This is a genomic window from Xenorhabdus siamensis, from assembly GCF_037996745.1.
GTDB lineage: Bacteria > Pseudomonadota > Gammaproteobacteria > Enterobacterales > Enterobacteriaceae > Xenorhabdus > Xenorhabdus indica.
The window spans coordinates 124,319-149,538 of record NZ_JBBMXE010000014.1; the positions used below are offsets into that span (position 1 = coordinate 124,319).

General features: G+C 43.6%; 25 protein-coding genes, 1 tRNA gene and 2 pseudogenes. 9 read left to right on the plus strand and 19 right to left on the minus strand.

Annotated features, from left to right (window positions below; genetic code table 11):
• Nucleotides 1-69 precede the first annotated feature (69 nt).
• From AAC852_RS14545 to AAC852_RS14560, 4 genes and pseudogenes are all read right to left on the minus strand, one after another.
• Nucleotides 70-801, minus strand: a pseudogene (locus AAC852_RS14545) (IS982 family transposase); the annotation flags it as partial.
• Nucleotides 802-832: 31 nt separating this feature from the next.
• Nucleotides 833-1,036, minus strand: a complete 204-nt coding sequence (locus AAC852_RS14550) for a hypothetical protein (protein ID WP_340621628.1) — start codon at nucleotides 1,034-1,036, stop codon at nucleotides 833-835.
• Between the two features lie 329 nt (nucleotides 1,037-1,365).
• Nucleotides 1,366-1,784 (minus strand): annotated as a pseudogene (locus tag AAC852_RS14555) (IS1 family transposase); the annotation flags it as partial.
• Between the two features lie 320 nt (nucleotides 1,785-2,104).
• The gene (locus tag AAC852_RS14560; protein WP_340621629.1) at nucleotides 2,105-2,305 is read right to left on the minus strand and encodes a hypothetical protein; all 201 of its coding nucleotides are present in this window, start codon (nucleotides 2,303-2,305) and stop codon (nucleotides 2,105-2,107) included.
• 1,143 nt (nucleotides 2,306-3,448) lie between these two features.
• Here AAC852_RS14560 and AAC852_RS14565 point away from each other — a divergent pair.
• The 5 genes from AAC852_RS14565 (at nucleotide 3,449) to AAC852_RS14585 (ending at nucleotide 5,971) form a co-directional block, all read left to right on the plus strand.
• Complete coding sequence (locus AAC852_RS14565) at nucleotides 3,449-3,571, plus strand: hypothetical protein (protein WP_340621630.1); 123 nt, start codon at nucleotides 3,449-3,451, stop codon at nucleotides 3,569-3,571.
• A gap of 35 nt (nucleotides 3,572-3,606) precedes the next feature.
• On the plus strand, nucleotides 3,607-3,747 hold the full coding sequence (locus AAC852_RS14570) for a hypothetical protein (RefSeq protein ID WP_340621631.1): 141 nt from the start codon (nucleotides 3,607-3,609) through the stop codon (nucleotides 3,745-3,747).
• Nucleotides 3,748-3,815: 68 nt separating this feature from the next.
• The gene (locus AAC852_RS14575) at nucleotides 3,816-3,971 is read left to right on the plus strand and encodes a transposase (RefSeq protein ID WP_340621632.1); all 156 of its coding nucleotides are present in this window, start codon (nucleotides 3,816-3,818) and stop codon (nucleotides 3,969-3,971) included.
• 441 nt (nucleotides 3,972-4,412) lie between these two features.
• A complete protein-coding gene (locus AAC852_RS14580; protein WP_340621633.1) occupies nucleotides 4,413-5,219 on the plus strand; it encodes an Ail/Lom family outer membrane beta-barrel protein in 807 nt (268 codons plus the stop codon).
• A gap of 80 nt (nucleotides 5,220-5,299) precedes the next feature.
• A complete protein-coding gene (locus AAC852_RS14585; protein WP_340621634.1) occupies nucleotides 5,300-5,971 on the plus strand; it encodes an Ail/Lom family outer membrane beta-barrel protein in 672 nt (223 codons plus the stop codon).
• 137 nt (nucleotides 5,972-6,108) lie between these two features.
• Here the strand turns inward: AAC852_RS14585 and tsaD are convergent, their stop codons facing one another.
• On the minus strand, nucleotides 6,109-7,140 hold the full coding sequence (gene tsaD / locus AAC852_RS14590; protein WP_340621635.1) for a tRNA (adenosine(37)-N6)-threonylcarbamoyltransferase complex transferase subunit TsaD: 1,032 nt from the start codon (nucleotides 7,138-7,140) through the stop codon (nucleotides 6,109-6,111).
• A gap of 361 nt (nucleotides 7,141-7,501) precedes the next feature.
• Between tsaD and rpsU the strand changes: the two genes are divergently transcribed.
• The 3 genes from rpsU (at nucleotide 7,502) to rpoD (ending at nucleotide 11,740) form a co-directional block, all read left to right on the plus strand.
• A complete protein-coding gene (gene rpsU, locus AAC852_RS14595) occupies nucleotides 7,502-7,717 on the plus strand; it encodes a 30S ribosomal protein S21 (protein ID WP_001144069.1) in 216 nt (71 codons plus the stop codon).
• A gap of 114 nt (nucleotides 7,718-7,831) precedes the next feature.
• Nucleotides 7,832-9,580 (plus strand): DNA primase, encoded by a 1,749-nt coding sequence (dnaG, locus tag AAC852_RS14600; protein ID WP_340621636.1) that lies wholly within the window; start codon nucleotides 7,832-7,834, stop codon nucleotides 9,578-9,580.
• Nucleotides 9,581-9,895: 315 nt separating this feature from the next.
• The gene (gene rpoD / locus AAC852_RS14605) at nucleotides 9,896-11,740 is read left to right on the plus strand and encodes an RNA polymerase sigma factor RpoD (protein ID WP_340621637.1); all 1,845 of its coding nucleotides are present in this window, start codon (nucleotides 9,896-9,898) and stop codon (nucleotides 11,738-11,740) included.
• Between the two features lie 55 nt (nucleotides 11,741-11,795).
• Here the strand turns inward: rpoD and AAC852_RS14610 are convergent, their stop codons facing one another.
• Nucleotides 11,796-12,563 (minus strand): GNAT family N-acetyltransferase, encoded by a 768-nt coding sequence (locus AAC852_RS14610; protein WP_340621638.1) that lies wholly within the window; start codon nucleotides 12,561-12,563, stop codon nucleotides 11,796-11,798.
• A 319-nt stretch (nucleotides 12,564-12,882) separates the two neighbouring features.
• Between AAC852_RS14610 and AAC852_RS14615 the strand changes: the two genes are divergently transcribed.
• Nucleotides 12,883-12,958 (plus strand) — tRNA-Ile (locus tag AAC852_RS14615).
• A gap of 724 nt (nucleotides 12,959-13,682) precedes the next feature.
• Here AAC852_RS14615 and dinQ read toward each other — a convergent pair.
• From dinQ to AAC852_RS14680, 13 genes are all read right to left on the minus strand, one after another.
• Nucleotides 13,683-13,772, minus strand: coding sequence for a damage-inducible type I toxin DinQ (gene dinQ / locus AAC852_RS14620; protein ID WP_340621639.1), 90 nt, complete (start codon nucleotides 13,770-13,772; stop codon nucleotides 13,683-13,685).
• 484 nt (nucleotides 13,773-14,256) lie between these two features.
• The gene (locus tag AAC852_RS14625; protein ID WP_340621640.1) at nucleotides 14,257-15,894 is read right to left on the minus strand and encodes a hypothetical protein; all 1,638 of its coding nucleotides are present in this window, start codon (nucleotides 15,892-15,894) and stop codon (nucleotides 14,257-14,259) included.
• Nucleotides 15,891-16,430: a baseplate complex protein gene (locus AAC852_RS14630; RefSeq protein WP_340621641.1), complete on the minus strand. Its 540-nt coding sequence runs from the start codon at nucleotides 16,428-16,430 to the stop codon at nucleotides 15,891-15,893. Before AAC852_RS14630 ends, AAC852_RS14625 begins: the two co-directional genes overlap by 4 nt.
• On the minus strand, nucleotides 16,402-17,127 hold the full coding sequence (locus AAC852_RS14635) for a hypothetical protein (protein ID WP_340621642.1): 726 nt from the start codon (nucleotides 17,125-17,127) through the stop codon (nucleotides 16,402-16,404). Before AAC852_RS14635 ends, AAC852_RS14630 begins: the two co-directional genes overlap by 29 nt.
• Nucleotides 17,127-17,567, minus strand: coding sequence for a tail fiber assembly protein (locus tag AAC852_RS14640; protein WP_340621643.1), 441 nt, complete (start codon nucleotides 17,565-17,567; stop codon nucleotides 17,127-17,129). The genes AAC852_RS14635 and AAC852_RS14640 overlap by 1 nt, the downstream gene beginning before the upstream one ends.
• A 14-nt stretch (nucleotides 17,568-17,581) precedes the next feature.
• A complete protein-coding gene (locus AAC852_RS14645; protein ID WP_340621644.1) occupies nucleotides 17,582-17,728 on the minus strand; it encodes a hypothetical protein in 147 nt (48 codons plus the stop codon).
• Between the two features lie 14 nt (nucleotides 17,729-17,742).
• Nucleotides 17,743-19,005, minus strand: coding sequence for an IS4 family transposase (locus AAC852_RS14650; RefSeq protein ID WP_340620463.1), 1,263 nt, complete (start codon nucleotides 19,003-19,005; stop codon nucleotides 17,743-17,745).
• 84 nt (nucleotides 19,006-19,089) lie between these two features.
• Complete coding sequence (locus AAC852_RS14655; RefSeq protein ID WP_340621645.1) at nucleotides 19,090-20,787, minus strand: phage tail-collar fiber domain-containing protein; 1,698 nt, start codon at nucleotides 20,785-20,787, stop codon at nucleotides 19,090-19,092.
• Nucleotides 20,788-20,796: 9 nt separating this feature from the next.
• A complete protein-coding gene (locus AAC852_RS14660) occupies nucleotides 20,797-21,453 on the minus strand; it encodes a phage tail protein (protein ID WP_340621646.1) in 657 nt (218 codons plus the stop codon).
• Nucleotides 21,446-22,630 carry a baseplate J/gp47 family protein gene (locus AAC852_RS14665; RefSeq protein ID WP_340621647.1) on the minus strand — a complete coding sequence of 395 codons (1,185 nt, stop codon included), beginning with the start codon at nucleotides 22,628-22,630 and terminating at the stop codon, nucleotides 21,446-21,448. Before AAC852_RS14665 ends, AAC852_RS14660 begins: the two co-directional genes overlap by 8 nt.
• On the minus strand, nucleotides 22,620-22,955 hold the full coding sequence (locus AAC852_RS14670) for a DUF2590 family protein (protein WP_340621648.1): 336 nt from the start codon (nucleotides 22,953-22,955) through the stop codon (nucleotides 22,620-22,622). The genes AAC852_RS14665 and AAC852_RS14670 overlap by 11 nt, the downstream gene beginning before the upstream one ends.
• A complete protein-coding gene (locus AAC852_RS14675; RefSeq protein WP_340621649.1) occupies nucleotides 22,948-25,053 on the minus strand; it encodes a phage tail tape measure protein in 2,106 nt (701 codons plus the stop codon). Before AAC852_RS14675 ends, AAC852_RS14670 begins: the two co-directional genes overlap by 8 nt.
• On the minus strand, nucleotides 25,050-25,190 hold the full coding sequence (locus AAC852_RS14680; protein WP_169923060.1) for a DUF6890 family protein: 141 nt from the start codon (nucleotides 25,188-25,190) through the stop codon (nucleotides 25,050-25,052). The genes AAC852_RS14675 and AAC852_RS14680 overlap by 4 nt, the downstream gene beginning before the upstream one ends.
• Nucleotides 25,191-25,220: the final 30 nt, after the last annotated feature.

Here is a 25,220-nt window from a genome sequence, read left to right on the forward strand (position 1 = left end):
ATTTTGAAAATAAAATTAAGTTTATTTGCCGTTATTTTGTTGTTCAATTGTAATTAACCCCAATTCCGCTTAAGCTATTACTGAAATATCTTCTTCTGAGTAGAAAATTTTCAGTGATGGCTTTTTCTCTTTAAGGCAGTAAGCAATCAATCCCGTTAAAATGGTTAACAAAAAACCGGTTATACTTCGGTGACGAGAATGTTCTAATTGAGAGCCGTTTTTTAATTGTCCATTAATCGTTTCAATGATAAAACGCTTTTTAAGCATAACCTTATCCCACTCAGCCAGTGCAAGCGCTTTCATGTTGCGGCGCTTTTTCGTGATAAAGGTGATATCCGTTTTAGCTAAATCATCCGCCAATTCCTGACTCAGATATCCTTTGTCGCCGTAAAGAGAACCCGTGAGATCTTTTGATAATTCGCGTACAGGCTCCCTATCATCCACATTACCCGGGGTCACTTTAAGCGCTAAAATTTCGCCCAGATGGTTAATAATCAGGTGTAATTTGAACCCATAGAACCATCCCATTGAGGTTTTTCCGCGTTGCGCTATGCCCTGAAAGACCTTATGACGAGGAATACGGATGTTATGACAAACGCGCAAACTCGTGGAGTCGATAAAAGCAATGCCTGTCGGTTTTCCTTTTAATTGAGTCAGATAACTGGATAAGGGGACCAAAACGGACGGGGCAACGCTGATAAAACGGGTATAACTGAGCAAGGAGGGGAAGTCGCGGTGATGGTATTGCCAGATATGCTCCAAATAAAAGTTTTTAAAATCACGGTAATGCGACCGCTGAAAGCAGAATTCAGGTTAATTAAATATGCGGATTTCAAACTATACATAAAATTATAGCGGATAGTGTATAGCCATTACTGATCCCCAGATAGACAACCGTCACCGTGACATCACGCGATCTGGCTACATTGAGTTCCTGCCCCAATAAAGAGAAATAACCATCCAGAGCAGTAAGTTCAATTACACCAGATTCACCGAATCGGGATTCGACAGCGTTATAAGTTGTATTTTTAACCACATGAGTTTTATGCAGTTTAGTAACAAATTGATAAACAATGAGGATATCGATATAAACATAATATTATAATGCTTTATATATAATCTACATTAGCTGAAATGGCATTCAATAATTTACTGTTATGTGATAACAGGTCATAAGTGTTGGGTTTCTTATGTGAATATAAAATCCAAATGGAGAAGAATATTAATTAAAATATTAACGCGAAAACATGACTTATTTTAATTATCGAAACAATTATCAATAGATCAAATAAAGGAAATATCAAATTCAAACTTAATTTAGAGGATAGGATCCTATCCCTTAATTCTTGGTCATGAACCCAATAGTTAGATTGCTTGTGAAACATAATAGTTACACTCAATGAATGTTCCTATCACCTTATCGTGTATTGCTTCGGATTTAGAATACCCTATCGTTTTTCGATTCAGCCTATTTATCCGGATACGGAGGGTGAGATGAGTTCTCTCAATACGTTGGGTAAATTTCTTTCCTGTGAGGTGTTTTTCCTCAGGAAGGCAATCGTAAACGGCATCATTATCTGTACAGGATCGGATGCTGAAAGGGGCAGGAGTGCCAGCAGTTTTTTCAACGTTTTCCTGCTGCGAGCCCCAAACACATGCGCCACTATCCGCTTCCTATTCGGCTCCCAAGCATACCAGAGCCAGCGCTGATTTTTCTTATTACCGATAAATGACTACTGTTCGTCTATTTCACAGACAATCTGAATATCACTGCCTGCAAGCGGCACGGCCTGAGCCCGCCTTCTATGAAGGCGGGCTTTATTTCTCCCCAAAGTGGTATAATAACATACCTAAAAATCAATAAGGCAGAACCAAAACCTATTTCTGACCATCTTCACAGGAGATGGTTATTCAATTAAGAATAAAAAAATCATTCGAGAAATAATGTTTTTAATTCCCATAACAAATTATATTTATATTCACTAAGTAACAACTAAGCTTTCTCATTAAGAATTATTTTATGCTTTAAAATTTGATACATAGATTCTTGGATTAAAAATTCAACCAAACAATCCACTTAACAATAAGTAGTAGAAATTACATATCATAAAAACGTCCATCTCACTATATATGCGCCAGCATCCAGTTTAATCGCAATTTTATTTAATCTAAAAAGTTCACTAGATTGTTTTTTAAGTTCATCAGGAGATAATTTATCTTGCATTGAAACATTGAAACTATGTGTTATTGAATCTTTGATTTCATCTGTGAATGCAGAATAAATTTCAGTACTTATTTTAGACATAACAATCACCTTATTTAAAAGTTAATGTAATAGATATTTTACGCATCAACTAGCCAATTAAAGAATTAATTATAATCTTCATTAAGTTATAATTAATCGAATAAACTCAATTACCCATATACTTTCAATATAAAATTAAAATCATAAAAAAACTTCATTAATAAAACATAAAAACTAATGCTTAAGGTTAGTTTTTTCGATTATATTAGTGACAACACATCATATATCCAGATAAATAACTCTCTATTATAGTTATCTCTTTAAACCCATTGAGTATATCACTGGACATACGTTCCTATTTCCCATTAACCAGTAGTTGCTTTATCTTCTGATATTCAGTCTAATTTTGCCTGCTATTTTCTAAACCAAAATATATAGAAAAAATGACAAAGATATTTATCTTGATTTATTTTTATAACTTCACAAAAAATATCATACTCGACATACAAATAACGAATACCTTATTCGAATTTCCTTGGCATTTTACACCATTATCTTTATGTATAGATATCTCCATTTAATATATAGGATAAATCCACACATGCTTAACTTTGATAATTTCCTAAGATATAAATATGAACCAAGCTTGTATAATAATCAATTTCTCTCATCTAATTATAGACATTATCTAACAATGGGTAGATTATTCACTCATCAATATGTTTATCATTGTTATTTAGATTTACTTCCGACAAATTATCCCACCTATCTTAATTTAAAAATCATTAATACATATGCATTTGCAAAAATAAACTTTGGCTCAATAATTGAAAATTATGTTTTAATAGGACCACTATTATGTCATGTTAAAATTTAACAGATTAAATTAATTATAACCAATTAATTTCAAACTCAAACTACTTATTTCATTCTCCATATATACAAGATCATATTTTACCGTACCAAATAGTCTTTTCTCTATATTTTAAAATATTAGTACACATTGGAGTAATTTCAACAATAAATTATGAAATACACATGGAATTTTAAAAAAACAAATTAATAATAATTTTATTATTTTTTATCATTTAATTGAATTTAAAAATAATTTAAAAAAATTAACATAATCTTATTACTACAGCCGTGACCCGCATTATATCATGATGGCTCTCTTCTCTATCCTAACCCCTAGGGAGGTGTCACATGACATCACCTATCAACACCTGGGAACAGGAACTGTTGGCTGCCCCATTCCCGTCTGGCTCCACTGTTTCATCCTGCGGGACCTCAACAACGTTGATCTGGGCGATGTGCAAGGGAGTCTAACTCAGTTTTGTCCAGAAGCAAGTTAGAGATAACACATGAATAATCGGCTAAGGTTTGCTCGCACTCCAATGACCAAAGCGGGCAGACCGTATGTGATCCAATACAGCTTATTCGCCCTCAATATTCTGGTAATACACCAGCCGGATATAGCGTTCTCACGCATCGCCATGCCCTAAATCCATCGACACCAGTGTGCCAGTGCTTCCCGCTCCCGCCCGCCTGTCAGGCATGAGTAAATTTGCCGATGGAGGCGTTTACGGCCAATGACATCATGGATATTTATCGTTGTCGCTGGCAAATAGAACTGTTGTTCAAAGAGCTAAAATCCCACACAAACTGGCACGGGTTTGCGACAAGGAAAGAAACGTTAGCACGGGGCTTATCTGGCTCAGGCCAATAATAGGAAACTGGCTTCAAAGAGCCTGGACGGAAACGTATCTTTGGCTGGAAAAAGCGCAAGCATATTTATACCGGAACGCTATCAAAACGCAACAAAGAAAATCGTGTAGAAACAAGATATTGGATGCGTTTTTTGAAAGGCATAATTCTTAAGATCCTGTATATGATAACGCCCAAAGAAAGTATTTAGAGAGCCCACCAAGATAACTAAAGAAAGAAATTTAATTAATCAACACATCAAAACACACAAATAAGAAAAACATCAAAAGAATGCACTACGAATTGTTATTCAACCTAATTTATTAAAAATAATAATCAATATTTAAAAAATAACAAAAAATACAAATAAATTAATATTAGTAACTTAATTGGCAATTTTTACTTGCATATTCTATAAATTATCTATACTTAGTTCAGCTAATAAACATTAAAGGTATAAATCATGGTAACAAAAAAAGCGCTTCTAATGACGTTGGCTACGTCTTGCTTTATATATGGTTCATTTGCCAATGCAAATTCACATACTATAGGAATAGGATATGCGAAAAGTAAGATAGCCAAAGTAACAAAACTTCAGGGAGCTAATATTTACTATCGCTATGAATGGGATTCTCCAATCAGTATTGTTGGAACATTCACCTATATGAGAGGAGATGATTCGTTACCCAGTTTTCTGGATTATTACAGATCACGAGCCGTGCAGAGCGGGATAACACAATTACCAGATCCAAGAAAAAAAATACCATTAAAAGACGCACTAAAGGAATACTCTGGTCCAGTAACTGAAAAACCTGATGCAAAATACTTTTCCCTGATGCTGGGACCTGCCTATCGTATAAACGATTATGTAAGTATATACGGTTTACTAGGGATTTCACATACATCGTTCAATGCAAAACGATGGACAGATAGTTATTATCTCAATCACCCTTTTATAGTTAACTCAGAAGACCTAAGTCTTCGGGGAATAAATCAAAATAACTATCAGCAGGCGGGAAAACATGTGTCTATTCGGGTTCCTCAAAAGACAAATAATATTGCCTATGGTGCCGGTATTGAAATCAATCCCGTTAAAAATATCAGCCTTTATTTCAATTATGAAGGCTCCATAACGAAATACCAGAGAATGACAACTGACCCCTTTTCATATGAGGCCTTTGCTAACGGCAGAAATGGACCATATGATACAAAATCAGCCAAAACTAAGTTAATACACGGATTTAACATTGGTATAGGATATAAGTTCTAATTAGAAAAACATAAATCACTATGTGAATAAAATAAACAATAGTTTTTTCATATTTTATAAATCACGCTTTATTCAGCTTTATGTATGGTTCATTAGCTAATGCTGATACACATACCATAGCTGCTGGGTATGCAAGAGGCAAGATAACCAAACCTGCTGATAAGATTAATCTCAATGGATTTAACATTCATTATCGCTATGAATGGGACTCCCCAGTCAGCATAATTGGTCAGTTCACTTATATGCAGGGTCGTGGTGGCAGGAGTTTTCGGTTTAATAATTATCCAAGTGGTGATACGACTGTTATTGCACCTACATATTTTGAGGCAAGAAATTCATATAAAGCAAAATATTTCTCCCTAATGGCAGGCCCAGCTTACCGCATAAATGATTATCTGAGCATTTATGGTCTGCTTGGTATTTCTCATGTAACATATCATATAAGTGCCCCCTTTGGAGTGAGTGATAATATTAATAATATAGATCCTACGACTGGACAAGTAGCAACGTGGAGAGGCCTCGGATGGAATTCTTACAATGAAAATATCGATAACAAGCATAATACTAAATTTTCTCTACGCACTAATAATATTGCCTATGGTGCTGGTATTGAAATTAATCCTGTCAAAAATATCACTCTTTACCTCGCTTATGAAGGTACGCTGTCAAAATTTACTGACACAGTTCCATATGGTGAGGGAACAAACAATTATATTAATGGATTTAATGTTGGTATAGGATATAGATTTTAAATAAAAAAAATAGCAATGTTTTAAATTTAATTTGAACAGAAGGAAGGTATTACTCAAATATTACATGTCATTGAATATTGATTAGTACCTTCCTTTTTTCATTCGATGAACACTCTGCTCCACTTTTCAAGTTACTTTTACAACGGAGGAAGCTCAGACAATGGCCAGCGAGCTTTAACAGTCACACCTAGAGCGCCTTTGGTAACGCTTTTCAAGCGGATCATCCCTGTTAATGCAATCATTGCTCCATTATCAGTACAAAATTCAGGGCGGGCATAAAACACTTCACTACGCAATTTTTCCATCGTATTTTGCATACTAATGCGTAATGCCCGGTTTGCACTAACCCCTCCCGCCATAACTAATCGTTTAAAACCAGTCTGCTCTAGTGCCCGTTTGCATTTTATTGTCAGCGTATCAACAACAGCATTTTCAAAGGCATAAGCAATGTCTGCTTTAGCCTGTTCATCTTGTTCAGCATCATCACCAAGAATGTGCTTATGAATCGTATTGGCTGCGAAAGTTTTCAAACCTGAGAAACTAAAATCCAGTCCCGGACGATCTGTCATTGGACGAGGGAAAACAAAACGACCTGCCTTACCTTTCTGTGCCATGCGGGAAAGAGCCGGGCCGCCAGGATAATCCAGTCCCAATAATTTTGCCGTCTTATCGAAAGCTTCACCTGCGGCATCATCAATGGATTCACCCAATAATTTATATTCACCAATACCAGTCACACTGATGAGCTGAGTATGTCCACCAGAAACCAGTAATGCAACAAAAGGAAATTCAGGTCTATTTTCCTCTAACATAGGTGCCAATAAATGGCCTTCCATATGATGAACAGGAATGGCGGGAACATCCCACGCGAAAGCCAATGAACGGCCAATAGTTGCTCCAACCATCAATGCCCCTACTAAGCCCGGACCTGCGGTATAAGCAACAGCGTCAATATCTTTACTCGTTAAACTCGCCTCCTTCAAGGCCGCCTGAATCAGCGGAACCGTTTTACGGATGTGATCACGGGATGCAAGCTCAGGCACAACCCCTCCATAATCAGCATGTAGTTTTACCTGACTGTACAATTGATTGGCTAGCAGACCGGATTTGTCATCATAAATTGCGATTCCAGTTTCATCGCAGGACGTTTCTATACCTAAGACTCGCATTGTACTTGCACTCACCACTATAATTAAAGCAAACGCCAGTGTATCACTATCTACTTACAACCACTATTCACATCAACTCAGTTATAATCGTCTCCATTTACATGCTGACTCTTTCTTCTGTTTAGTCTATAATCAGACTCCTACTTGAATATCCTGTGTGGTTAATGTTAATAACGTCAGCATTAGATTGTTCGTTTTACGTCCAAAAAAAACAAACTATAATCTGTGGCGTTGTATGTTTCAATTTTCCTCGGCACTTTACAAAGCCGTGTTCATTGAAGTAAAATTCCGCACCATTTTTAAAGACGGCTGGCACTATCACGCCAGCGACAAACCCGATTTCTATTGAGGTGAGAGGCACATGCCAGTAATTAAAGTACGTGAAAACGAGCCATTTGACGTAGCTCTGCGTCGCTTCAAGCGTTCTTGCGAAAAAGCAGGCGTATTAGCAGAAGTTCGTCGTCGTGAATTCTATGAAAAACCAACGACTGAACGTAAACGTGCTAAAGCATCTGCAGTTAAGCGCCATGCTAAAAAGCTGGCTCGTGAAAACGCACGCCGCACTCGTTTGTATTAATCTTTGCGGTCTATCCGCATAGTGGTTATATTGACAAACTACTGCAGTTAAAGGCCGTGCTTTCCCAGAGAAAGCGCGGCTTATTCTCGTTCATCAACAGGCGTAAAAGGGCTTATGGCTGGACGAATTCCACGCGCATTTATCAATGACTTATTAGCTAGAACCGATATCATTGATCTTATCGATGTCAGAGTGCCTCTTAAAAAGAAAGGTAAAAACCATCAGGCGTGTTGTCCTTTTCATAACGAAAAAACTCCTTCATTTACTGTTAATGGCGATAAACAGTTCTATCATTGCTTCGGTTGTGGGGCGCATGGTAATGCCATTGATTTTTTAATGAATTATGACAGGTTAGACTTTGTCGAATCCATTGAAGAGCTGGCTGCTATGCACGGGCTGGAAGTCCCTTATGAAGCAAGTTCTGGCGGCGGTCATATTGAGCGCCACCAACGACAAAATCTCTATCAGTTGATGGATAAACTAAACAGTTTCTATCAACATTCACTGACAATACCAAACGGACAGGCAGCCCGGCAATATCTGGCCAGGCGCGGACTCAGTGAAGAAATCATTCAGCGTTTTGCAATCGGCTTCGCTCCAGCGGGGTGGGATAATGCCCTGAAACGGTTTGCCCATAACGCCGAAGACCACAAGCAGTTAAACGACGCCGGAATGCTGGTCACGAATGACAATGGTCGTACTTATGACCGTTTTCGTGAACGTATTATGTTCCCTATCCGTGATCGCCGGGGTCGCGTTATTGCATTCGGTGGCAGAGTACTGGGAGATACACTTCCCAAATACCTCAATTCACCGGAAACAGAGATTTTTCATAAAGGCCGCCAGTTATATGGCCTTTATGAAGCACAGCAAAACCACAATTCCCTTTCAAGGCTATTGGTGGTTGAAGGTTATATGGATGTTGTCGCGCTGGCTCAGTTTGGCATTGATTATGCCGTGGCTTCGCTAGGAACATCCACAACTGCCGAGCACATTCAGTTACTTTTCCGGACAACCGATAACGTCATCTGTTGTTACGATGGAGACCGTGCAGGTCGTGATGCTGCATGGAGAACACTGGAAACAGCACTACCCTATCTGAATGATGGCCGGCAATTACGTTTTATGTTCTTGCCTGATGGTGAAGATCCGGATTCACTGATCCGTAAAGAAGAGCGTGAATCTTTTGAACAGAGAATGGAAAAGGCACAAACCTTATCTGAGTTTCTGTTCGATTCACTGCTACCACAGGTTGATTTGAGTACCCCGGAAGGTGCAACCAAGCTTAATTCACTTGCTATGCCATTGATTAGTCAGGTTCCGGGAGAAGCGTTGCGGCTCTATCTGCTTAAAGAACTTGGGAAACTACTGGGCATACCTGATACGACACAATTGGAACGATCTCTGGCAAAACTTGTCAAAAAAGATACCAATACATATCAGGCGCTAAAACTGAAACCAACAACAATGCGCATACTTATCGCATTGCTGGTGCAAAATCCGCATTTAGCGACATTAGTTCCTTCATTACAGGGAATGTTTTCTGCTCAGATAGCGGGATTACCGTTATTTATAGAGCTCGTCGACACATGCCTTGCCCAACCAGGCTTAACAACCGGGCAGCTTTTGGAGCAATATCGCGACAATAAGTACGCAAAACAGCTTGAAAAACTCGCCGCATGGAACGATATACAGATAGAAGAAATTGCTGAAAAAACGTTTAGTGATGCGTTGAATCATCTTTTTGCATCAGCTCTGGATGAGCGTTTCAATTTTTTGATTGCCAAAGAGAGAACAGAAGGACTGACCCCAGAAGAACGTGAAGAAGTCCGGTTAATCACAGAATCCGGAGCCAAAAGATAATAAATGTTATTTCAATTAGGGCTGTGTTACCTGACAGATCTGATCCAATTCTATATGTGTAACATGGTTTGATAAAATTAATTTTCTGAAACTGAGTGGCTGAAGACAGCCAAGTAAAACAGACTCTGAATTAAAATTCGGATCATAGATACAAAATTTACGGCTTAAATGCCGAATGAGGTAGGGAGATAACCCTACGATTGCCGCTATTGAGGGCAGTGGCAATATAACGAAAATGCCCCTAAATGTTATTGTTGGCATAATTTGTTTCGCCGACCGACACCAACCAATACTCTGAAGTGTGGATACCGTCTTATGGAGCAAAACCCGCAGTCACAGCTAAAGCTACTTGTCACACGAGGTAAGGAGCAAGGCTATCTGACCTATGCTGAGGTCAATGACCATCTGCCGGAAGATATCGTCGATTCTGATCAGATAGAAGATATCATCCAAATGATCAATGACATGGGCATCCAGGTAATGGAAGAGGCACCTGATGCCGATGATCTCATGTTGGCAGAAAACACAAACGACACCGATGAAGATGCTGTAGAAGCAGCAGCGCAAGTGTTATCCAGTGTCGAGTCAGAAATCGGTCGTACTACCGATCCGGTTCGCATGTACATGCGTGAAATGGGTACAGTTGAGCTACTGACTCGCGAAGGTGAGATTGACATTGCAAAACGCATTGAAGATGGCATCAACCAAGTACAGTGCTCCGTTGCCGAATACCCTGAAGCTATTACCTACCTGTTAGAGCAGTATGACCTTGTTGAAGCAGGTGAAAGCCGCCTGTCTGATTTAATCACAGGATTCGTTGATCCTAATGCAGAAGAAGATCTTGCACCGACAGCTACTCACGTTGGTTCTGAACTTCCTCAGGAAGAGCTTAATGATTCTGACGATGATGACGATGACGATGACGATACTGACAGTGAAGACGATAACAGCATCGATCCAGAACTGGCTCGCCAGAAATTTCTGGAGCTGCGTGAACAACATGAAACTACCCGTCAGACAATCAAAAAATACGGTCGCAGCCATCCAAATACTGCAGCGGAAATTTTAAAACTGTCCGAAGTATTCAAGCAATTCCGTCTTGTACCAAAACAGTTTGATTACTTGGTTAATAATATGCGTTCCATGATGGATCGCGTACGTCTTCAAGAACGTCAAATCATGAAGATGTGTATTGAACAGAGCAAAATGCCGAAGAAAAACTTCATCACTCTGTTTTCTGGTAATGAAACGAATGATACATGGTTTACTGCTGCAAAAGCGATGAACAAACCATGGTCTGATAAACTGCTGGAAGTTGAAGAAGAGGTCATGCGTAGCCTGCAAAAGCTGCGTCAGATTGAAGAAGAAACCGGCTTAACTATTGATCAAGTCAAAGATATCAACCGTCGCATGTCAATCGGTGAAGCAAAAGCCCGCCGTGCGAAGAAAGAAATGGTTGAAGCAAACTTACGTCTGGTTATTTCGATTGCCAAGAAATATACCAACCGTGGTCTGCAATTCCTTGACCTGATCCAGGAAGGTAATATCGGCCTGATGAAAGCGGTTGATAAGTTTGAATACCGTCGTGGTTATAAGTTCTCAACTTATGCTACATGGTGGATCCGTCAGGCTATTACCCGTTCTATTGCGGATCAGGCCCGTACCATCCGTATTCCTGTACATATGATTGAGACGATCAACAAACTCAATCGTATTTCCCGTCAGATGCTACAGGAAATGGGACGTGAACCATCACCGGAAGAGCTGGCAGAACGTATGCTGATGCCAGAAGATAAGATCCGCAAGGTACTAAAAATTGCCAAAGAACCCATTTCCATGGAAACACCAGTTGGAGATGATGAAGATTCACATCTCGGTGATTTCATTGAAGATACCACATTGGAGCTGCCGCTGGATTCTGCCACTTCAGAAAGCCTGCGTTCTGCTACCCACGATGTGTTGGCAGGCTTAACTGCACGTGAAGCGAAAGTTCTGCGTATGCGTTTTGGTATCGATATGAACACTGACCATACACTGGAAGAAGTTGGTAAACAATTTGACGTAACCCGTGAGCGAATTCGTCAGATTGAGGCTAAGGCTTTGCGCAAACTGCGTCATCCAAGCCGTTCAGAAGTACTGCGCAGCTTCCTTGACGACTAATCAAGGGCTCTGCTGAAAAACCTGAAAAGCGTCTGTTCCGGCAGACGCTTTTTTATTATTCATACGTAGCCTTCTTTTCACGAATAAATCCCTGACATTCAAATAATGGTTTAAAACCGATGCGACGATATAAGCCATTTCCATCACGCGAAGCCTCCAGATAACACATAGTCGCGTTATGCAGCTTAGCTTCTTTCAGTACATAATTAATCAAAGCAGAAGCATATCCCCTTCTCTTCTTTTCCTTCACTGTACCGATATCATCAAGACGGATGATATTGTCCAGCCTTGATAAAGTTAGGGTACAGATTGGCTGATCATCTACATACAGGGCGTAATGTTGCAGACATTTTCCAGCATTCAATGCCATCTGATGACATTGCTGATACTGTCCGGAAATAAAATGACCTATTTCAAATGCACTTTCTACCGGAATAGCCCAATCAATCAAACAATGGTCAACACACCGGATTTCATATCCTTCAACACCCTCATCCGCCATATGCCAATTCATCAAATCGAGCTGCATGACGGTAGTTATGCTATCAGGATCAAACACAAACCCAGCCTGCTGGATAACCGCTAAAACCTGACTACCTGGCACTGCGGTAACAATCAAAAACGGAACATTCGTTTTCTCATCAAGTAACCGAATCCCTGTTTTTAGCTCTTCTGCGGTTTGTTTATGTTCATCTACCACCAGCAAAAAATTTAATGCATCAGTTTCAACACCTGTTACATAGGCTCGAACCCCAGTGCCGATATGTTGATACATTCGGCTGATAGACGAGAAGAAATAATCTTCCAGTTTTCGATGGGCCAAAACAGCCTCTGATAAGCTGTATATGCTCATATTTGAATTACGAAAATATTTTTACAGGAAAACATAAGAACGGTTTCAAATTAAAAAAACACAAAACATAACCAACAAATATTTTTATGTTCAAACAATAATCAAGACACAATAAATAACCAGAGAAATTTATCAAAAAAGCAATCAGTATCACTAAAAAATATTTTATAGTGACTATAAATAGTTTAAATACATTAAAAGGCACTGATTTTTGTCTATAAAACGCGCATATGAATTTTGAGGACTAGACCTAGTGCCACACAGTACCGTATAATCCTCCCACTTCAACGGCCCCTTAGCTCAGTGGTTAGAGCAGGCGACTCATAATCGCTTGGTCGCTGGTTCAAGTCCAGCAGGGGCCACCAAATTTAAGCTGTAAAATCAGCAAGATAGACCACTCAAACACGAGTGGTTTTTTTATGTCTATTAGTCGGTGTCCCTTTTTTGTCCCCTGAGAAAAATTTAGTGCCCCTGCGCTACGTTCGCTGACATATAAAGCAAGATTGTTTTTCAACCAAACAAACCAAACCGGAAAAAAAATTCTGCCACGGAAAATATCTTTACCGATTCAATTGATTTCAGTTTCCTTATCAGCACAAAACCGCATGGCTACTCTATTCTAAAATGTTCGCTAGCTTGCCACCGTGATCTAACCTCCCACGTAAAATACAATTTTCTCTTTAATATCATTGCATTGAAATTTTTCTCCGCGATCCTCCCTTGATCCAAAAACTGAAATTTCCTGAAAATCTTTTCACTCCTTTCAGTTTGGGATTTTTCCCACACCGCCAGTTATGGTGCGCTCTGGCTATTCCCTTTGTAGGATTTGAAAACTGAAATAATTTTTTGATCTAAAACGTGCAGGCGGGTGCGGTGTAGTGCGTTTTACGTCAGGTTGACGTTTATTTCGTGGGGATTGTGCGGCGTGAGCGCGATGCAGTAACGCAAATCCAAATGAACCGTAGCCGAGAGTGAATTGAGGAGGGAACGGTGCTGTGTACGTCTGGTAGCGTTTTTGAGGGTACGCTAGAAATGTTAAAGGCCACAGAGTGGTTAACCCGATGGCCTTATCTACGTTTCCGTTATTTCTTACAGAAATGCACGGATCAATTCTAAAAGCGCAACTAACGCCTTGAGAACGATGATAGCAGTGTCAATAAAGGCCTTGAATGCTTTCATCCGCTGACTCCTATTTAAGGAGCGCGATTTCCCCAACCTTTGCCTTTACACTGCCTGTCCGGTTGGTTCTCATCAGTGTTAGTTGAAGAGTAACGCGCTCTGACCGAGGCACTGAACCAGCACCACCTGTATTCAGTCAGGGCTTTGATAAGTCCTGTAAAACTTACAAGACACCGAATTCCATTTCCTTACTCTTTTAAGGTTAAGGTCATTACGCTTATTCAACTAACAGCCGTAGATTATAGGATGATTTTCAGATGATTCAATCAATTAAAATAATGAGTCAGTAAATACAAAAAAACCAACGGGTGAGGTTGGCTTTTTTGTATTTCCCTTAAGAAGGGATATCTGTTTTGTGCTAACCAAGGTTGGTAGCCTCGGTCAAAGCGCGTTACTCTTCAACTAACATCATCAGTCTAATACCTATAGCATTAAATATCAACCTATGGTATGGCGTACAAAATATCACACAAATAAACGATATTCAGCCAATCACAGGCGAATACTTCTGTTTCAGCTCATCCGATTTATGGGCTGTACCTTTAATGGCGCTGGCGTTCTCCGGGGTGCCTGTGTTGTGATGGGTATGGACGGCGGTCAGTTCGGCCAGTTCCCTGACCACATCCAGCGTCTCTAACATCAATGTCATGACGTTCAGTTGCTGGCTGCCCACCCAGACGACAGGGGCAACAATTTCCTGTTTAACGCCTGCAATGCTCTGTTTCAGCAGGCCGATTTTCTCAATCAGCGTTTGCCCCACTTCTACATTGGCATCTTTCCCCACACTGGCAAGGTAATTGCTGGATGCGGCCAAACTGTAATCACCATCAGCCACCTGCTGAACAGCCCCTGCCAGTAGGGTTGATGTACCTAACACCAGCGTTTTATCTGTGGCCTGAATCGTGGTATCCCGTGCCACCACGGTGCGGGTTTCGGTGTCGGCCTTGATTTCACGGTGCATGGACGATTCATTAATCGTCTGGTCAGTCTGGCGTATCCAGCTCCCTTCCTGCGTCACGCGCTGCGAGACTTCCGCCCGCTGTTGCTGCAATTGTTCACCGGGTTTGATATCCGGCAGGGTATTGCCCTGACTTAGGGTCTGGCGGATAAACGGCTTATCCGGTCGCCCGCCTTCAAAGGCAATTTCAACCACGGTGCCAACAGGCGGATACTGGAACATACCCGATTCAGCACCTGCCATTGGCAAGGGGAGCGGTACGGCACGATAAACCGGGGCAGCGGCGTCTTTGCCGTTATCATCCAGCAATTGCACATCGACCGCATAGCGCGGGCGGAACGGATCAGAAATATCGCCGCTGACGGTGTTTTCGGTGTGTGCTTCAATACGGGCGAATTTGGGCAGGTGTGTGCCCGCCGATAATTCCGGGTAAGCGGCATCAATCTGACGCTGAACAGGGGTTTTATTCTCCGTCTGACCTTTCGGCTGCCACGTGATGCTCATGTTTTCATTCATCAGATTGACTTTGGTCAGCCGCTGCTGATTGACCACAAAGCCGGGGCGCAAGGATTGGATCATGGGAATGGTCATGGTATTGCCTGCCGACTGGCTCTGGCTGAATTCATTCGGGATTTCGACAGGCTTTTCAGCAAACATCGAATGTGCCCAACTACCCAGATACACCGAACCATCTGGTAACTGGTGCCAGAGATAATCGTCAATGGCAAAAAGCGGGCCCAGACTGCCCAATAACTGGCAGCCCGTGCCATTATGGGTATAGTGCGGGATGGGTTTATCAGTATAGGGGGCATCTGGTAGCGTGAACGTCAGGCCACTGTGTTCCTGCAACCACGCTACCATCTGGCGTAACGTCGGGTGCTGAAACGAACACGGCCACGGGCGATCAAACACGCCGACCAGTTCACGCACAAACAGGCGTTGGTAACCGTTCTGGGCAGGCTGTGAACGTTCCACATACCCCGTAAACCAGCGCAGCACCAAATCTGTATAGCCCACATCAAGGCGCACCAGTTTCCCGGTGTAATCGGTGGTCGTCTCTGCCGTGATAAAGCCCCGGCCACAGGCGGACAATTCCAGCATGAGATTGGCATCGACCACATGAACCTTATCGCCAGATAAGTAGAGTCGCTGGATGGATTTCATTCGCTTGCGTCTCCGATACCGTCGTTAATCGGTTTCAATACCTTGCGTTCAAACCAGCTTAACTTTTCCGGGTCTTCCCCGGCTTTCGAGCCACCCTGTCCGGTTTGTTTTTTCGCCTGAATAGAGTCGGTTGCACGGGCATCGCGTTTTTCTGCCACCGATAAATGCTCCCGCAAGGTAAACGTCACCTGCCATGCCTGTTTGCCGTCCACCTTACTGGCATCAATCGTACCCGTAAAAGTACCAATACGAAAATTGATAGCCTGTGCGGTCAGGTTGGCCACCCGGTAGCGTTTCAGGTTGCCATTGTCTTTGGCTTCCGCCAAAGCAAACAGGCGCGACAGGGTTTTCTGTTCAGAAAAGGGAATAATGCCCGTGATGCGCAGTTCTTTCGGCTTGATGCCCTGTTCAGCCACGGCGGTACTGGAAGACTGGCCGCTCTGGTCTTGATCCTGAAACATCACCGACGGCGTGACGGTCAGGCTTTTTAACGGGATAGCCTCGCCATCAAGGGCGAGGGTGATAATCTGGCTCATGGAGCATCCTTTCTAATGGGCTGATATTGTCTCCGGCAAACAGGATCGCCAGCGTGTAAACGGCGTCCGGTTCGGGGATGTTCTTACGTAACTTTTCTGCCACATGTGCGCCGTTCCCTTTCCCAGAGAACGCCCAGACCGTGGCCGATTTTTCCGTCAGCCCGCTCATGGCATCGGTGACTTGCTGCAAGGCCGACTGCCGGGCAGCGGTCAACGCGGTTAACTGAGATTTTAGCCCCGCGATACTGCTGCCTGCGCTGGCCTGTGCTTTGGCTTTGGCAATCAGTTGCGCATTCACCGCCAGACGGCTGGTCACAGTGGATAGCGGTTGCGGCAGCGGTAGCCCACCGCCCAGCTTGCCCGGCAATTGCATTTTTGTTGTTGCCAGACTTTCCGCCGTCTTTGCCATGCGTTTGACCTGTGCCAGCACAGGCAGCGGCAGCACCGCCGCAAACTGTGCAAGCTGCTGCATAAATTCAGCATGGGTTTTGGCGCACACCATCAGCACCAGACTGTTAATATTGCCTGCCCTCGTGAGTTTATTGGCCAGCGTGTCAATGGCGTTCGCCGGGCTTAGGTAACTGCCGCTGTCGGTTTGTTGCCCGATGCCGTAGAGAAACGGATGCACGGGCACAATGGCGGCAGAGAGCCCCGATAAATTCGGGGACAGTTGCATTCTTTTACGCTGCCAGTGCATTATTCGGGCTGCTCCGGCCAGTCAATGTCTGGGGCAGTGGAACAATCTGTTCGGTTCAGCAGCACACGGTAAATTCGCCATTTTATCAATGCGTATTTTTCCAAATCAGTGGCAATCTCTAAATCAACGGCATCCTGACAAATGCCAATTTTCTCAGCAGCTTTCTTCAGTAACTGCTGTTTTACAGCTTCGGCCTGTTGTTGTAGCTCTTCGGGCGTTGGTGGCGGAACCTCTTTCAGTTTGGGCAATCCGTTAGCACTCGCAATAATCAATTTTCCGTTTTTCTGGCCCTCAAACAGTTGCTGGTACAGCTCATTACTAATTGGTTGAAGATCATCTGGGTAATTTCCTGATTCCTGCGGTCTGTAAAAAAAACCTTTTAATGATGCACTGTAAAAATAATCATCATTACCAATAGGTTTTGTTTTATTATTTTTCATTTTATTATTTATCCTTATTTCCCTATCGCCCACCATGCAATAGGAAAGTTATTCACTTCACCCACATCATTTTTCGTCGCGGCAAAAAACTCTGTTCTGCTGATAGGATAACCAAACGCATTATCTATACGACTTCCTTGCCCATTTGTATTAGTGACCAATCATATACAGGATCTTAAAAATTAAGCCTTGCAAAACACGCTTCCAATGTCTTGTTTTTACATGACTTTCTTTGTCGGGTTTTGAAGGCATTCCGGCATAAATAATCCTTGGCTTTTTCCAGCCAAAAACAGGTTTCCGACCATGCCCTTTGTAGCAGGTTTTCAATTATTGGCCGCAACCAGATATCCGTATTTTGCGCCGCTTTAAGTAAGGAAACCTCCGGAAATAATCGTCTTGCCATTGTCCGTCTGACCAGTAAGGTGAGCAGACTTGACCAGATAAGTCCGGTGACTAACGAGTCTTTCCGGGTGGCAAAACCTTGCCAGTTTGTGTGGGATTTCAACTCCTTAAATAACAGCTCGACCTGCCATCGACAGCGATAAATATCCATCACATCATTAGGTGTAAATTCTTCCGCTGGTAAATTCGTCAGCCAAATACAAAACCGTTTTTCCTCCTTAAGCCAACGGCGGATAATGCGAAATTCATAACCGTTACGCTGACAATGCAAATCTAACACTTCAGAGCGGTGAATTCTGCACGTGACCGTTTTTAACCTTTTTCCTGCCAGTTTAGGTAACAATTTTCCTTGTCCATTGTGGGCGGCGACAATCAGGGGATTGAGGGATTTTTTCCCTCTGACAATAAATGAAGCATCTGAATGCGAGAGTTGTTCAAAATAGTCAAAATCAGGATACCCCGCATCAGCAAGCAGAAGTTGTCCCTTCAATTCGGCCGGAGCAGGCAAATAAGCGCGTTCCGCTGCGGTATCTGCTGTGACGGTCATTGCTGTTGGTGTTTGACTGAATAATGACATGGTTATATGACATTCAACGGCGGCAGCGGTTGTTTTGAAGCGATAAGGAAAGACTTCAGCGAGAGCAGGATGAACCTGAAATGAGCTGCCATCTTGTAAAATAACATTTTGGAATTTAGCTAATTTTTGGGGTATCGCTACTTGTTTTTCAACCCACTGAGCCATAAAAAATCGGACGATGATTTTAATAAACGCCTCAAAAGCCGGTTTGCGTAATTGATTATAAAAAGGCCGGTAACTGACTTGCTGGGCGTCGGGGCATAGGCCGTTATACTTCTGATGTAATTGGGCAATGGCGTTAATTTTACCGGTACTGAGTGCAGAAATCAGACTGAGGATCAACGTGCGTGGCTCAATATTTCTGACACGTTGGGTGAACCCACAGCCAAAGGCTATTTTATTCAAAGAAACGTCACTGAATAATTGCATTAACTGGTGTTTTATAGCAATAATCGTCATAGGCTTCATCCGTGGTTTTTGATATTTGTTTGGCGACGATAATCAGATCATAAATGAAGCCTTTTTTCTATCTAAAATATACGGTTACTGCTTAAGATCCTGTATATGAGTGACCAATACTGCAAAACATTTTTCGTCAAACGCTCTTGGAAAATTAAAGTTTCGGTTACCACCCGATGCCGATCCCCACTGCATAATTAACCCCGTTGATTCATCCTTAAACCAACCATCATCACCCAATACGGCTGAATTTTTTCTCGCTAAGTTGTTATTAATCCAGTGACTTAACCAACCACCCCATGTTGAACCCGAAATATCACCCCATGAAGTGTACCCTGCACTACCTGCAACAAAACCGCCCTCAGCACTGATTGTTCCCTTAGCCGAAATATTTTTCTGGGCAACAACATCCCCTTTGGCTGAAATAGTCTTATTGGCTGTAATATTTCCTTGCGTTGCAATGTCGCCATCACGAGTGTTGAAATAAATTGAGGTGACGTTATTTGGATTATCACATGTCGTTTTAAAACCTACGCCAAACCATGAGCGGATCTCAATGTTATTCCCCTCGAAACTTGCCGCATCCCGTGAGCCAACTTCCAGACTCCCACTACCCAATATCAAAGATTGTGTAATCAGCTTTCTTGTCGTCACATCGCCATTAACTCCGCCACCAGTACGCGTATCAAGTGAATTAAGTGCCCTTTCTTTCGTTTCCCGTAAACCAATATTGTCAATAAACGCATTTTTATCAGGAATATCTGTCCCGTTCAGGTGTATCGCCAAACGACGATTAGCATTATCATTCACCGCATTGAGTGCTGGGTTAGTCGCATAATCCCCTTTTGGCTGTTTCTCATTCAAGCCATCAGATAATGCCACTTTCGTCGCATAGTCCTGTTTAACTCTGTCAAGCTCACCATTCAATGCAGCAATATCCCGATCATTCAATGACCCGGCCGGGCGTAAATCCTGCACATTCCCATCACCATCAATACTGGCAACAGCAAACATATAATGCGGATAGCCCGCGGTATCCAGATAGTTTTTCAATTCATCAGACGCCGTAATCTTCACTACGGTTTTCCACTGACTCACCAAATTACCCTGATAGCTAAAATCCGCATATACACGGGTATTGCGCAGGCTGTTTAACGTCTGGTCAAATTCCAGCATCCCGCGAAGCCCGCCAACATAGGCCAGCCCCTTTTTCACAACGTACTGTTCGCCCTGACGTACCACGGCAAAGCCGTCACCGAAGAATGCGGCCTCGCCGTAACTGTCGGTATTAATCAGACGCTGCATTTCGTCAATGCCCGTCAAACGCGCGGTAAAATCAATCTGCCATGTTTCCGCTGTGGTGGTGATCGCGGTTTCTGTCGCCGCGCCGTCAAACTCCAGCAGGAAAGAGCGGGTTAACACATTGCCCTGTAAGCCGTTGGCGGTTTTGATTTTCTTCTGGGTCAGCGCATGGGTGATCATGCCAATCACACCGGACGCCTTATTAATAAGACCAATCCAGTTAAAATCAAAATTGCCCACTTCCGTCCCTAATGTGACGCTGTAAGCCACCGCGTTCTCACTGGCCAGTCCGGTTTTATTGACTGCCTGACGGTGTACGATTTGGCTTTGCGCAGGCAATTTCTCATCGCGGCTGATGGGTTGAGCGGGATCTAAATCCGGTAGATACGCGAAAACAAATTCATCCAGTACCACAGGATTGCCTGCGGCCACTTGCTGAGTCTTCCATTTTTCAAAGTCTGTCGTGATCACTGAAGACATACTATTTCCTTATAATGACGCACCGTAGGTGATATTCGGTGCTGAACTTTCCTTGAGGCGGGCACTGTCACAGACGGCAACGCCTGCGATATGCCCCACTTTCAATAATAATGGCTGTGTCGGGATGGCAGCGGCATAAGTGTAATATTCAGCACCCACGCTACCCACCCGCATTAACAGTTGGTTTTTGGCTATCACTTCAAAACGGTAACGGCGGCAGGTGCGGCCATACTGGCGGATGATATTCATCAGCAAATCGGGGTTAGCCGCTATCTGGCTATCACTGAGACGCAGGATAATCACATCCCAGTCAATGTCCGGCTGACGCTCCAGCAATTCCACATAGCCCACGCCCAGCCGCTCAAAAATGGCAATAAACCCGGCGATACTGCCGGCATCTTTGGCGTTGATAAACGCGTACTTCACCCGCTTGCGAAACAGGGGCAGCGGTTCGCCGTTAAAACGCTGGATATCCCGCTGATAGGCCAGTACCGATAACAGCGACTCAGTACAGGTTTCGGCGTCCAGTTGAGCCAGTGGCCATGTCAGCCAACCGTAAACCTGTGCCCAGAATACCCGTGCTGCATTGAGCAGTTTGGCGGGTTCGCCCTTATCCATCCATGAGGGCAGGGCCAGTCGCTTAAGGCGTTCCGTAAACTCAGACATTCTTTACCTCCACTGAGAGCGTTTTCAGCCTCGGCACACTTAAGTCACTGAGAATATCCCTCAGTGAAAAGGTCAGGGATTCAATCTCACTGAATTCACGGTGAATTTCCCGCCCTAAGTTGGAAAAGGAAAAACGCGAGTACGGCCACGTTTTCTTCACCGCATACTGACTGTTTTCCCGGAATGCGCAGCGGATCAGGTTTTCCACATCCCGTTTCAGGGTCGCTATCTGCTCCTGATTGTAGTTCGCCAGACTGACCACAAACAGCGTGACCGATAAATCATGCTGGGTTTCCGGCATCGGCAGGCACTGCATATCATCGCCATGCCCGTGATGGCCCTGATTGGTGATGTAATCGTTGACCGCTTCAATAAAGGGCTGACTGGTTACGCCGGAATCTAACAACAGATAGGCATTGGCTGTACCAGCCTCACGAGGCGCGTCATGCAGAAAGAAGATGCGATCAATGCTTAAGCCCGCCACTGCCGCAATCATGCCCCGATAAACCGCATCGGTATGATAGTTACCGACGAGGTTATATTGGTTGCGGCAGCGGTCGCGTAAATCATCATCGGATTCCGCATCCGCACCGGGGGTTAACAGCCAGCCTTCTTCATTCTGTACCCGTGCAATGCCGGACACGGCTACAGGCAGGATACGAAAATAACCGGGTGCAAGATTAAAGGCACCGCCTGCGGCATCGGCCGCGACAGGCAACAAGGCACTGCTGACCCCTTCGGCTATCACGACACTTTCCGTGGTGCTGACCCGGTAAATTTCGCCGTTAAGACGCTCGGTCTGGATCACCGTTCCTGCTGGCACCGTCACTGCCGAAACCCCCGCCGCTTTATAAAAACGGATCACGCCCTGTGCGGCAGAAGCAGGCTTGCGTTTCAGGTTGACGCCCCAGGCGAACATATCCAGCCATGAACCCGATGCCGTGGCTAAGTACATATTTTTCAGCGTCACGTTGATTAATGCATCTTTGAGCCACAACACCGGGCGCGTGACAAGGGTGTTAATCAGTCGCCAGAACGGGGACATACGCGAGGTGTTGGTAACCAGCCCCGCCTCATCGACCACGTTGGCAAACGCCTTGCTGATATCGGCCTCCGTGGTTGGCATCCCGCTGTCACGCAGTACCTTTTCATAATCCATCGTTGGTTTAGTGTCCATTTTCCACACTCACATCAATACGGCCAAAATCGTAGGTTTCTGCCGTGATCCATAATTTGGTCGGTGATTCTTCATTGATGCTGACGGTGCCCGGAATAATCCGTTCATCATTTTCGATTAGAATCACCATTTGAGTCTGAATATCCGCGCGTAATGTCGGACTGCGTTCAGCAATTAAGTTTGTTGCCAAGCCACTTTCAATAATCGCGTGAACACAATCCTGTCCAATAGAGACTCGGTTATTACAGAAATGCGGTTCATTCCCAGAATTAAGCGTGAAATCACGCTCACTAATTAACAAATCAATATATTTAGGCTCATCCATAGGCCACGTGTTCCCATTCCGTAAATTGATCCGGCGTCATGCTATTGGAAACATTGAATGTCACACTTTCAATACGGCGGCTGTTATCATTAATAGTCTGTGAATTTGATGTCACTGACTTCATCAGCCCCTGCCTTCCAATCCCTTGCGTTTTCCCGCCAGTTAAAACATTCCCGGTTTCAAGTGGCTTAATCGCGTTGACAGGCTGAACGAGCGCTTGCGGCTGGTCCTGCAACAATCCATTGGATTGAGCCAACATCTTTTGTGTTTTTTCTCCGATGCCTGTATTAGGCACAGCGGCTTTGGTTACAGGTTCAACGAGAGTCTTCTGCACTTCCATTGTTTCAATACTCACGCCCGGAATGTGGTTTAACTTCTCAACAATGCTGTTATAGATCCCCGCGAATGACGTTTTCAGCCAGTCCCATAATCCGCTGAACAAATTGCTGACACTGTCCACCATATTGGAAAAAGTATCGGCCAGTGAAAAGCTGCTGAACCAGTTACACAGGTTATTCCAGCCCTCAGCAATCCAGTCCCAGACCGCGCCAAAAATGCCTCCGACCCATTTCACATAAGCTGCCACAACCTTAAAGGCAGCAGTGTTCATAATGGCGGCTTTAATGGCATCCCAGTGCTTAATCAACAGGTAAATGCCAACAGCCAGCAAGGCAATCGCAGCGATAATCAGTAATATGGGCCATGACATAAAGCTGAATGACAACCCCGCCAAGAAAGCGGCAATCCTGATCGCCACTAAAACCCCGCGCAATATGCGCAAGGTGGCATTCCAGACGATAATCGCCCCGTTACACAGCCATACTGCCGCCGTCCACAGTTTCATCACCAGCGTACAGGCAACCCAGATCCCTTTAAGCCCCAACCAAATAAACCGGGACACCCCCATCACTATATTGGCGACAGCCCCCACAACGGCAAAGTTCATAATCACAAGCGTGATATACCCAACCCAACGAGCGATATTGGGGAACAATTTCATCCAGCGCACCAATACCTGGCTGGTATCGGCGAGTCGGTTAACCAGGGGTTTTATAACAGGCAATAATGCTGAACCAATCAGAATATGCAGGTTTTGCCAGATTGCCTGTAGCCGTTCCCACGGATCAGCCATCTGTGCTGCCATTTCGCGGGTACGTTCCATCCCATCATTTGCACCTAATGCAGCCATGTTCTTGTTTAACACATCAACATCGTTGAAAAGCGCTTTGACTACTACAGCAGAGTCACCAAATGCCGCTTCAATCTCAGCCTGAGCTTTCAGATTACCTTCGATGCTTGTGCCATATTTGGCCTGAAGTTGTTGCAGCATTTCCGGCATGGAAAGCATCTGGCCGGAAGCATTAACAAAACTCAGTCCCAGACTTTTCGCACCACCCGTTGCGACGGATAAGAATGTCTCATAAGCGCGGCTGGCATCGCCTCCCAACGTACTCTGTAACTGCCCCAATACAGCCAACTGTTCATCTATCCCCACACCAAAATCTGTTCCTGCTTTACGGGTATTTTCCAGCATCTGTGTCATTTCGGGCATACTGGTGCCGAATGTCTGCGCCATAAAAACAGCCTTGCCTGATAGCTCCTCAGCAAATTGAAGATGTCCTACTGACTCGGCATGATCGGAGAACAGATCAAACATTTTCCCCATATAATTTGCCGCATCTGTTGAGCTAGTTTTCAAAGCAACGGCGGTGGTATTGGCAATTTTGGTCATCTGGGGCAATTCCGTTTGCTCCAGCCCTTGTACTGCCTTGTTAATTTCCGTCGCTGATTTCACAAACTCAATGGCTGATTTGCCATATTGTGAGCTAAAGGTGACAGAATCTTTGGCGATTTTTGCCATAACGCTGCTATCAATTCCCTGTAATGAGGCTGATTGCAGGGCATCATCCATTTGAATGGCTGGCTCTAGGAAGCTATGCGTTGACCAGAACGAGTCAGCGATTGTTTTCCCACCCGCCGAAATTTTGCCAAATGCCTTTTGTGATTCCTCTGTAACGCCAGAGACTGCATTTTTTATACGATCAAGTGGTTCTGTAACCTTATTGATTAGATTTAATATAAAATCGAGCTGACTCATGGCTCACCTTTTAATGCCAATGCAATTCCATTTGCAGTTGCAATACGCGTATATTCCCAATATCGATTATCTAACCAAATTGCACGGGCTAAATTTTCCGTATCATCATTTTCATTTGGTAAATAATGACGACGCAAAGTTAAGGCTTGCTCGAATAAGCTATTGTC

Excerpts from the sequence above, each read along its gene's own strand:
- AAC852_RS14670 (WP_340621648.1), bottom strand. The coding sequence starts at position 22,955 with ATGGATGAGCCTAAATATATTGATTTGTTAATTAGTGAGCGTGATTTC.
- AAC852_RS14660 (WP_340621646.1), bottom strand. The coding sequence starts at position 21,453 with ATGTCTGAGTTTACGGAACGCCTTAAGCGACTGGCCCTGCCCTCATGG.
- rpoD (WP_340621637.1), top strand. The coding sequence starts at position 9,896 with ATGGAGCAAAACCCGCAGTCACAGCTAAAGCTACTTGTCACACGAGGT.
- AAC852_RS14665 (WP_340621647.1), bottom strand. The coding sequence starts at position 22,630 with ATGGACACTAAACCAACGATGGATTATGAAAAGGTACTGCGTGACAGC.
- AAC852_RS14640 (WP_340621643.1), bottom strand. The coding sequence starts at position 17,567 with ATGAAAAATAATAAAACAAAACCTATTGGTAATGATGATTATTTTTAC.
- AAC852_RS14570 (WP_340621631.1), top strand. The coding sequence starts at position 3,607 with ATGAATAATCGGCTAAGGTTTGCTCGCACTCCAATGACCAAAGCGGGC.
- AAC852_RS14635 (WP_340621642.1), bottom strand. The coding sequence starts at position 17,127 with ATGCACTGGCAGCGTAAAAGAATGCAACTGTCCCCGAATTTATCGGGG.
- AAC852_RS14655 (WP_340621645.1), bottom strand. The coding sequence starts at position 20,787 with ATGTCTTCAGTGATCACGACAGACTTTGAAAAATGGAAGACTCAGCAA.
- AAC852_RS14630 (WP_340621641.1), bottom strand. The coding sequence starts at position 16,430 with ATGAGCCAGATTATCACCCTCGCCCTTGATGGCGAGGCTATCCCGTTA.
- AAC852_RS14560 (WP_340621629.1), bottom strand. The coding sequence starts at position 2,305 with ATGTCTAAAATAAGTACTGAAATTTATTCTGCATTCACAGATGAAATC.
- AAC852_RS14580 (WP_340621633.1), top strand. The coding sequence starts at position 4,413 with ATGGTAACAAAAAAAGCGCTTCTAATGACGTTGGCTACGTCTTGCTTT.
- AAC852_RS14565 (WP_340621630.1), top strand. The coding sequence starts at position 3,449 with ATGACATCACCTATCAACACCTGGGAACAGGAACTGTTGGCTGCCCCA.
- dnaG (WP_340621636.1), top strand. The coding sequence starts at position 7,832 with ATGGCTGGACGAATTCCACGCGCATTTATCAATGACTTATTAGCTAGA.
- AAC852_RS14675 (WP_340621649.1), bottom strand. The coding sequence starts at position 25,053 with ATGAGTCAGCTCGATTTTATATTAAATCTAATCAATAAGGTTACAGAA.
- tsaD (WP_340621635.1), bottom strand. The coding sequence starts at position 7,140 with ATGCGAGTCTTAGGTATAGAAACGTCCTGCGATGAAACTGGAATCGCA.
- AAC852_RS14575 (WP_340621632.1), top strand. The coding sequence starts at position 3,816 with ATGGAGGCGTTTACGGCCAATGACATCATGGATATTTATCGTTGTCGC.
- rpsU (WP_001144069.1), top strand. The coding sequence starts at position 7,502 with ATGCCAGTAATTAAAGTACGTGAAAACGAGCCATTTGACGTAGCTCTG.
- AAC852_RS14625 (WP_340621640.1), bottom strand. The coding sequence starts at position 15,894 with ATGAAATCCATCCAGCGACTCTACTTATCTGGCGATAAGGTTCATGTG.
- dinQ (WP_340621639.1), bottom strand. The coding sequence starts at position 13,772 with ATGAAAGCATTCAAGGCCTTTATTGACACTGCTATCATCGTTCTCAAG.
- AAC852_RS14650 (WP_340620463.1), bottom strand. The coding sequence starts at position 19,005 with ATGACGATTATTGCTATAAAACACCAGTTAATGCAATTATTCAGTGAC.
- AAC852_RS14585 (WP_340621634.1), top strand. The coding sequence starts at position 5,300 with ATGTATGGTTCATTAGCTAATGCTGATACACATACCATAGCTGCTGGG.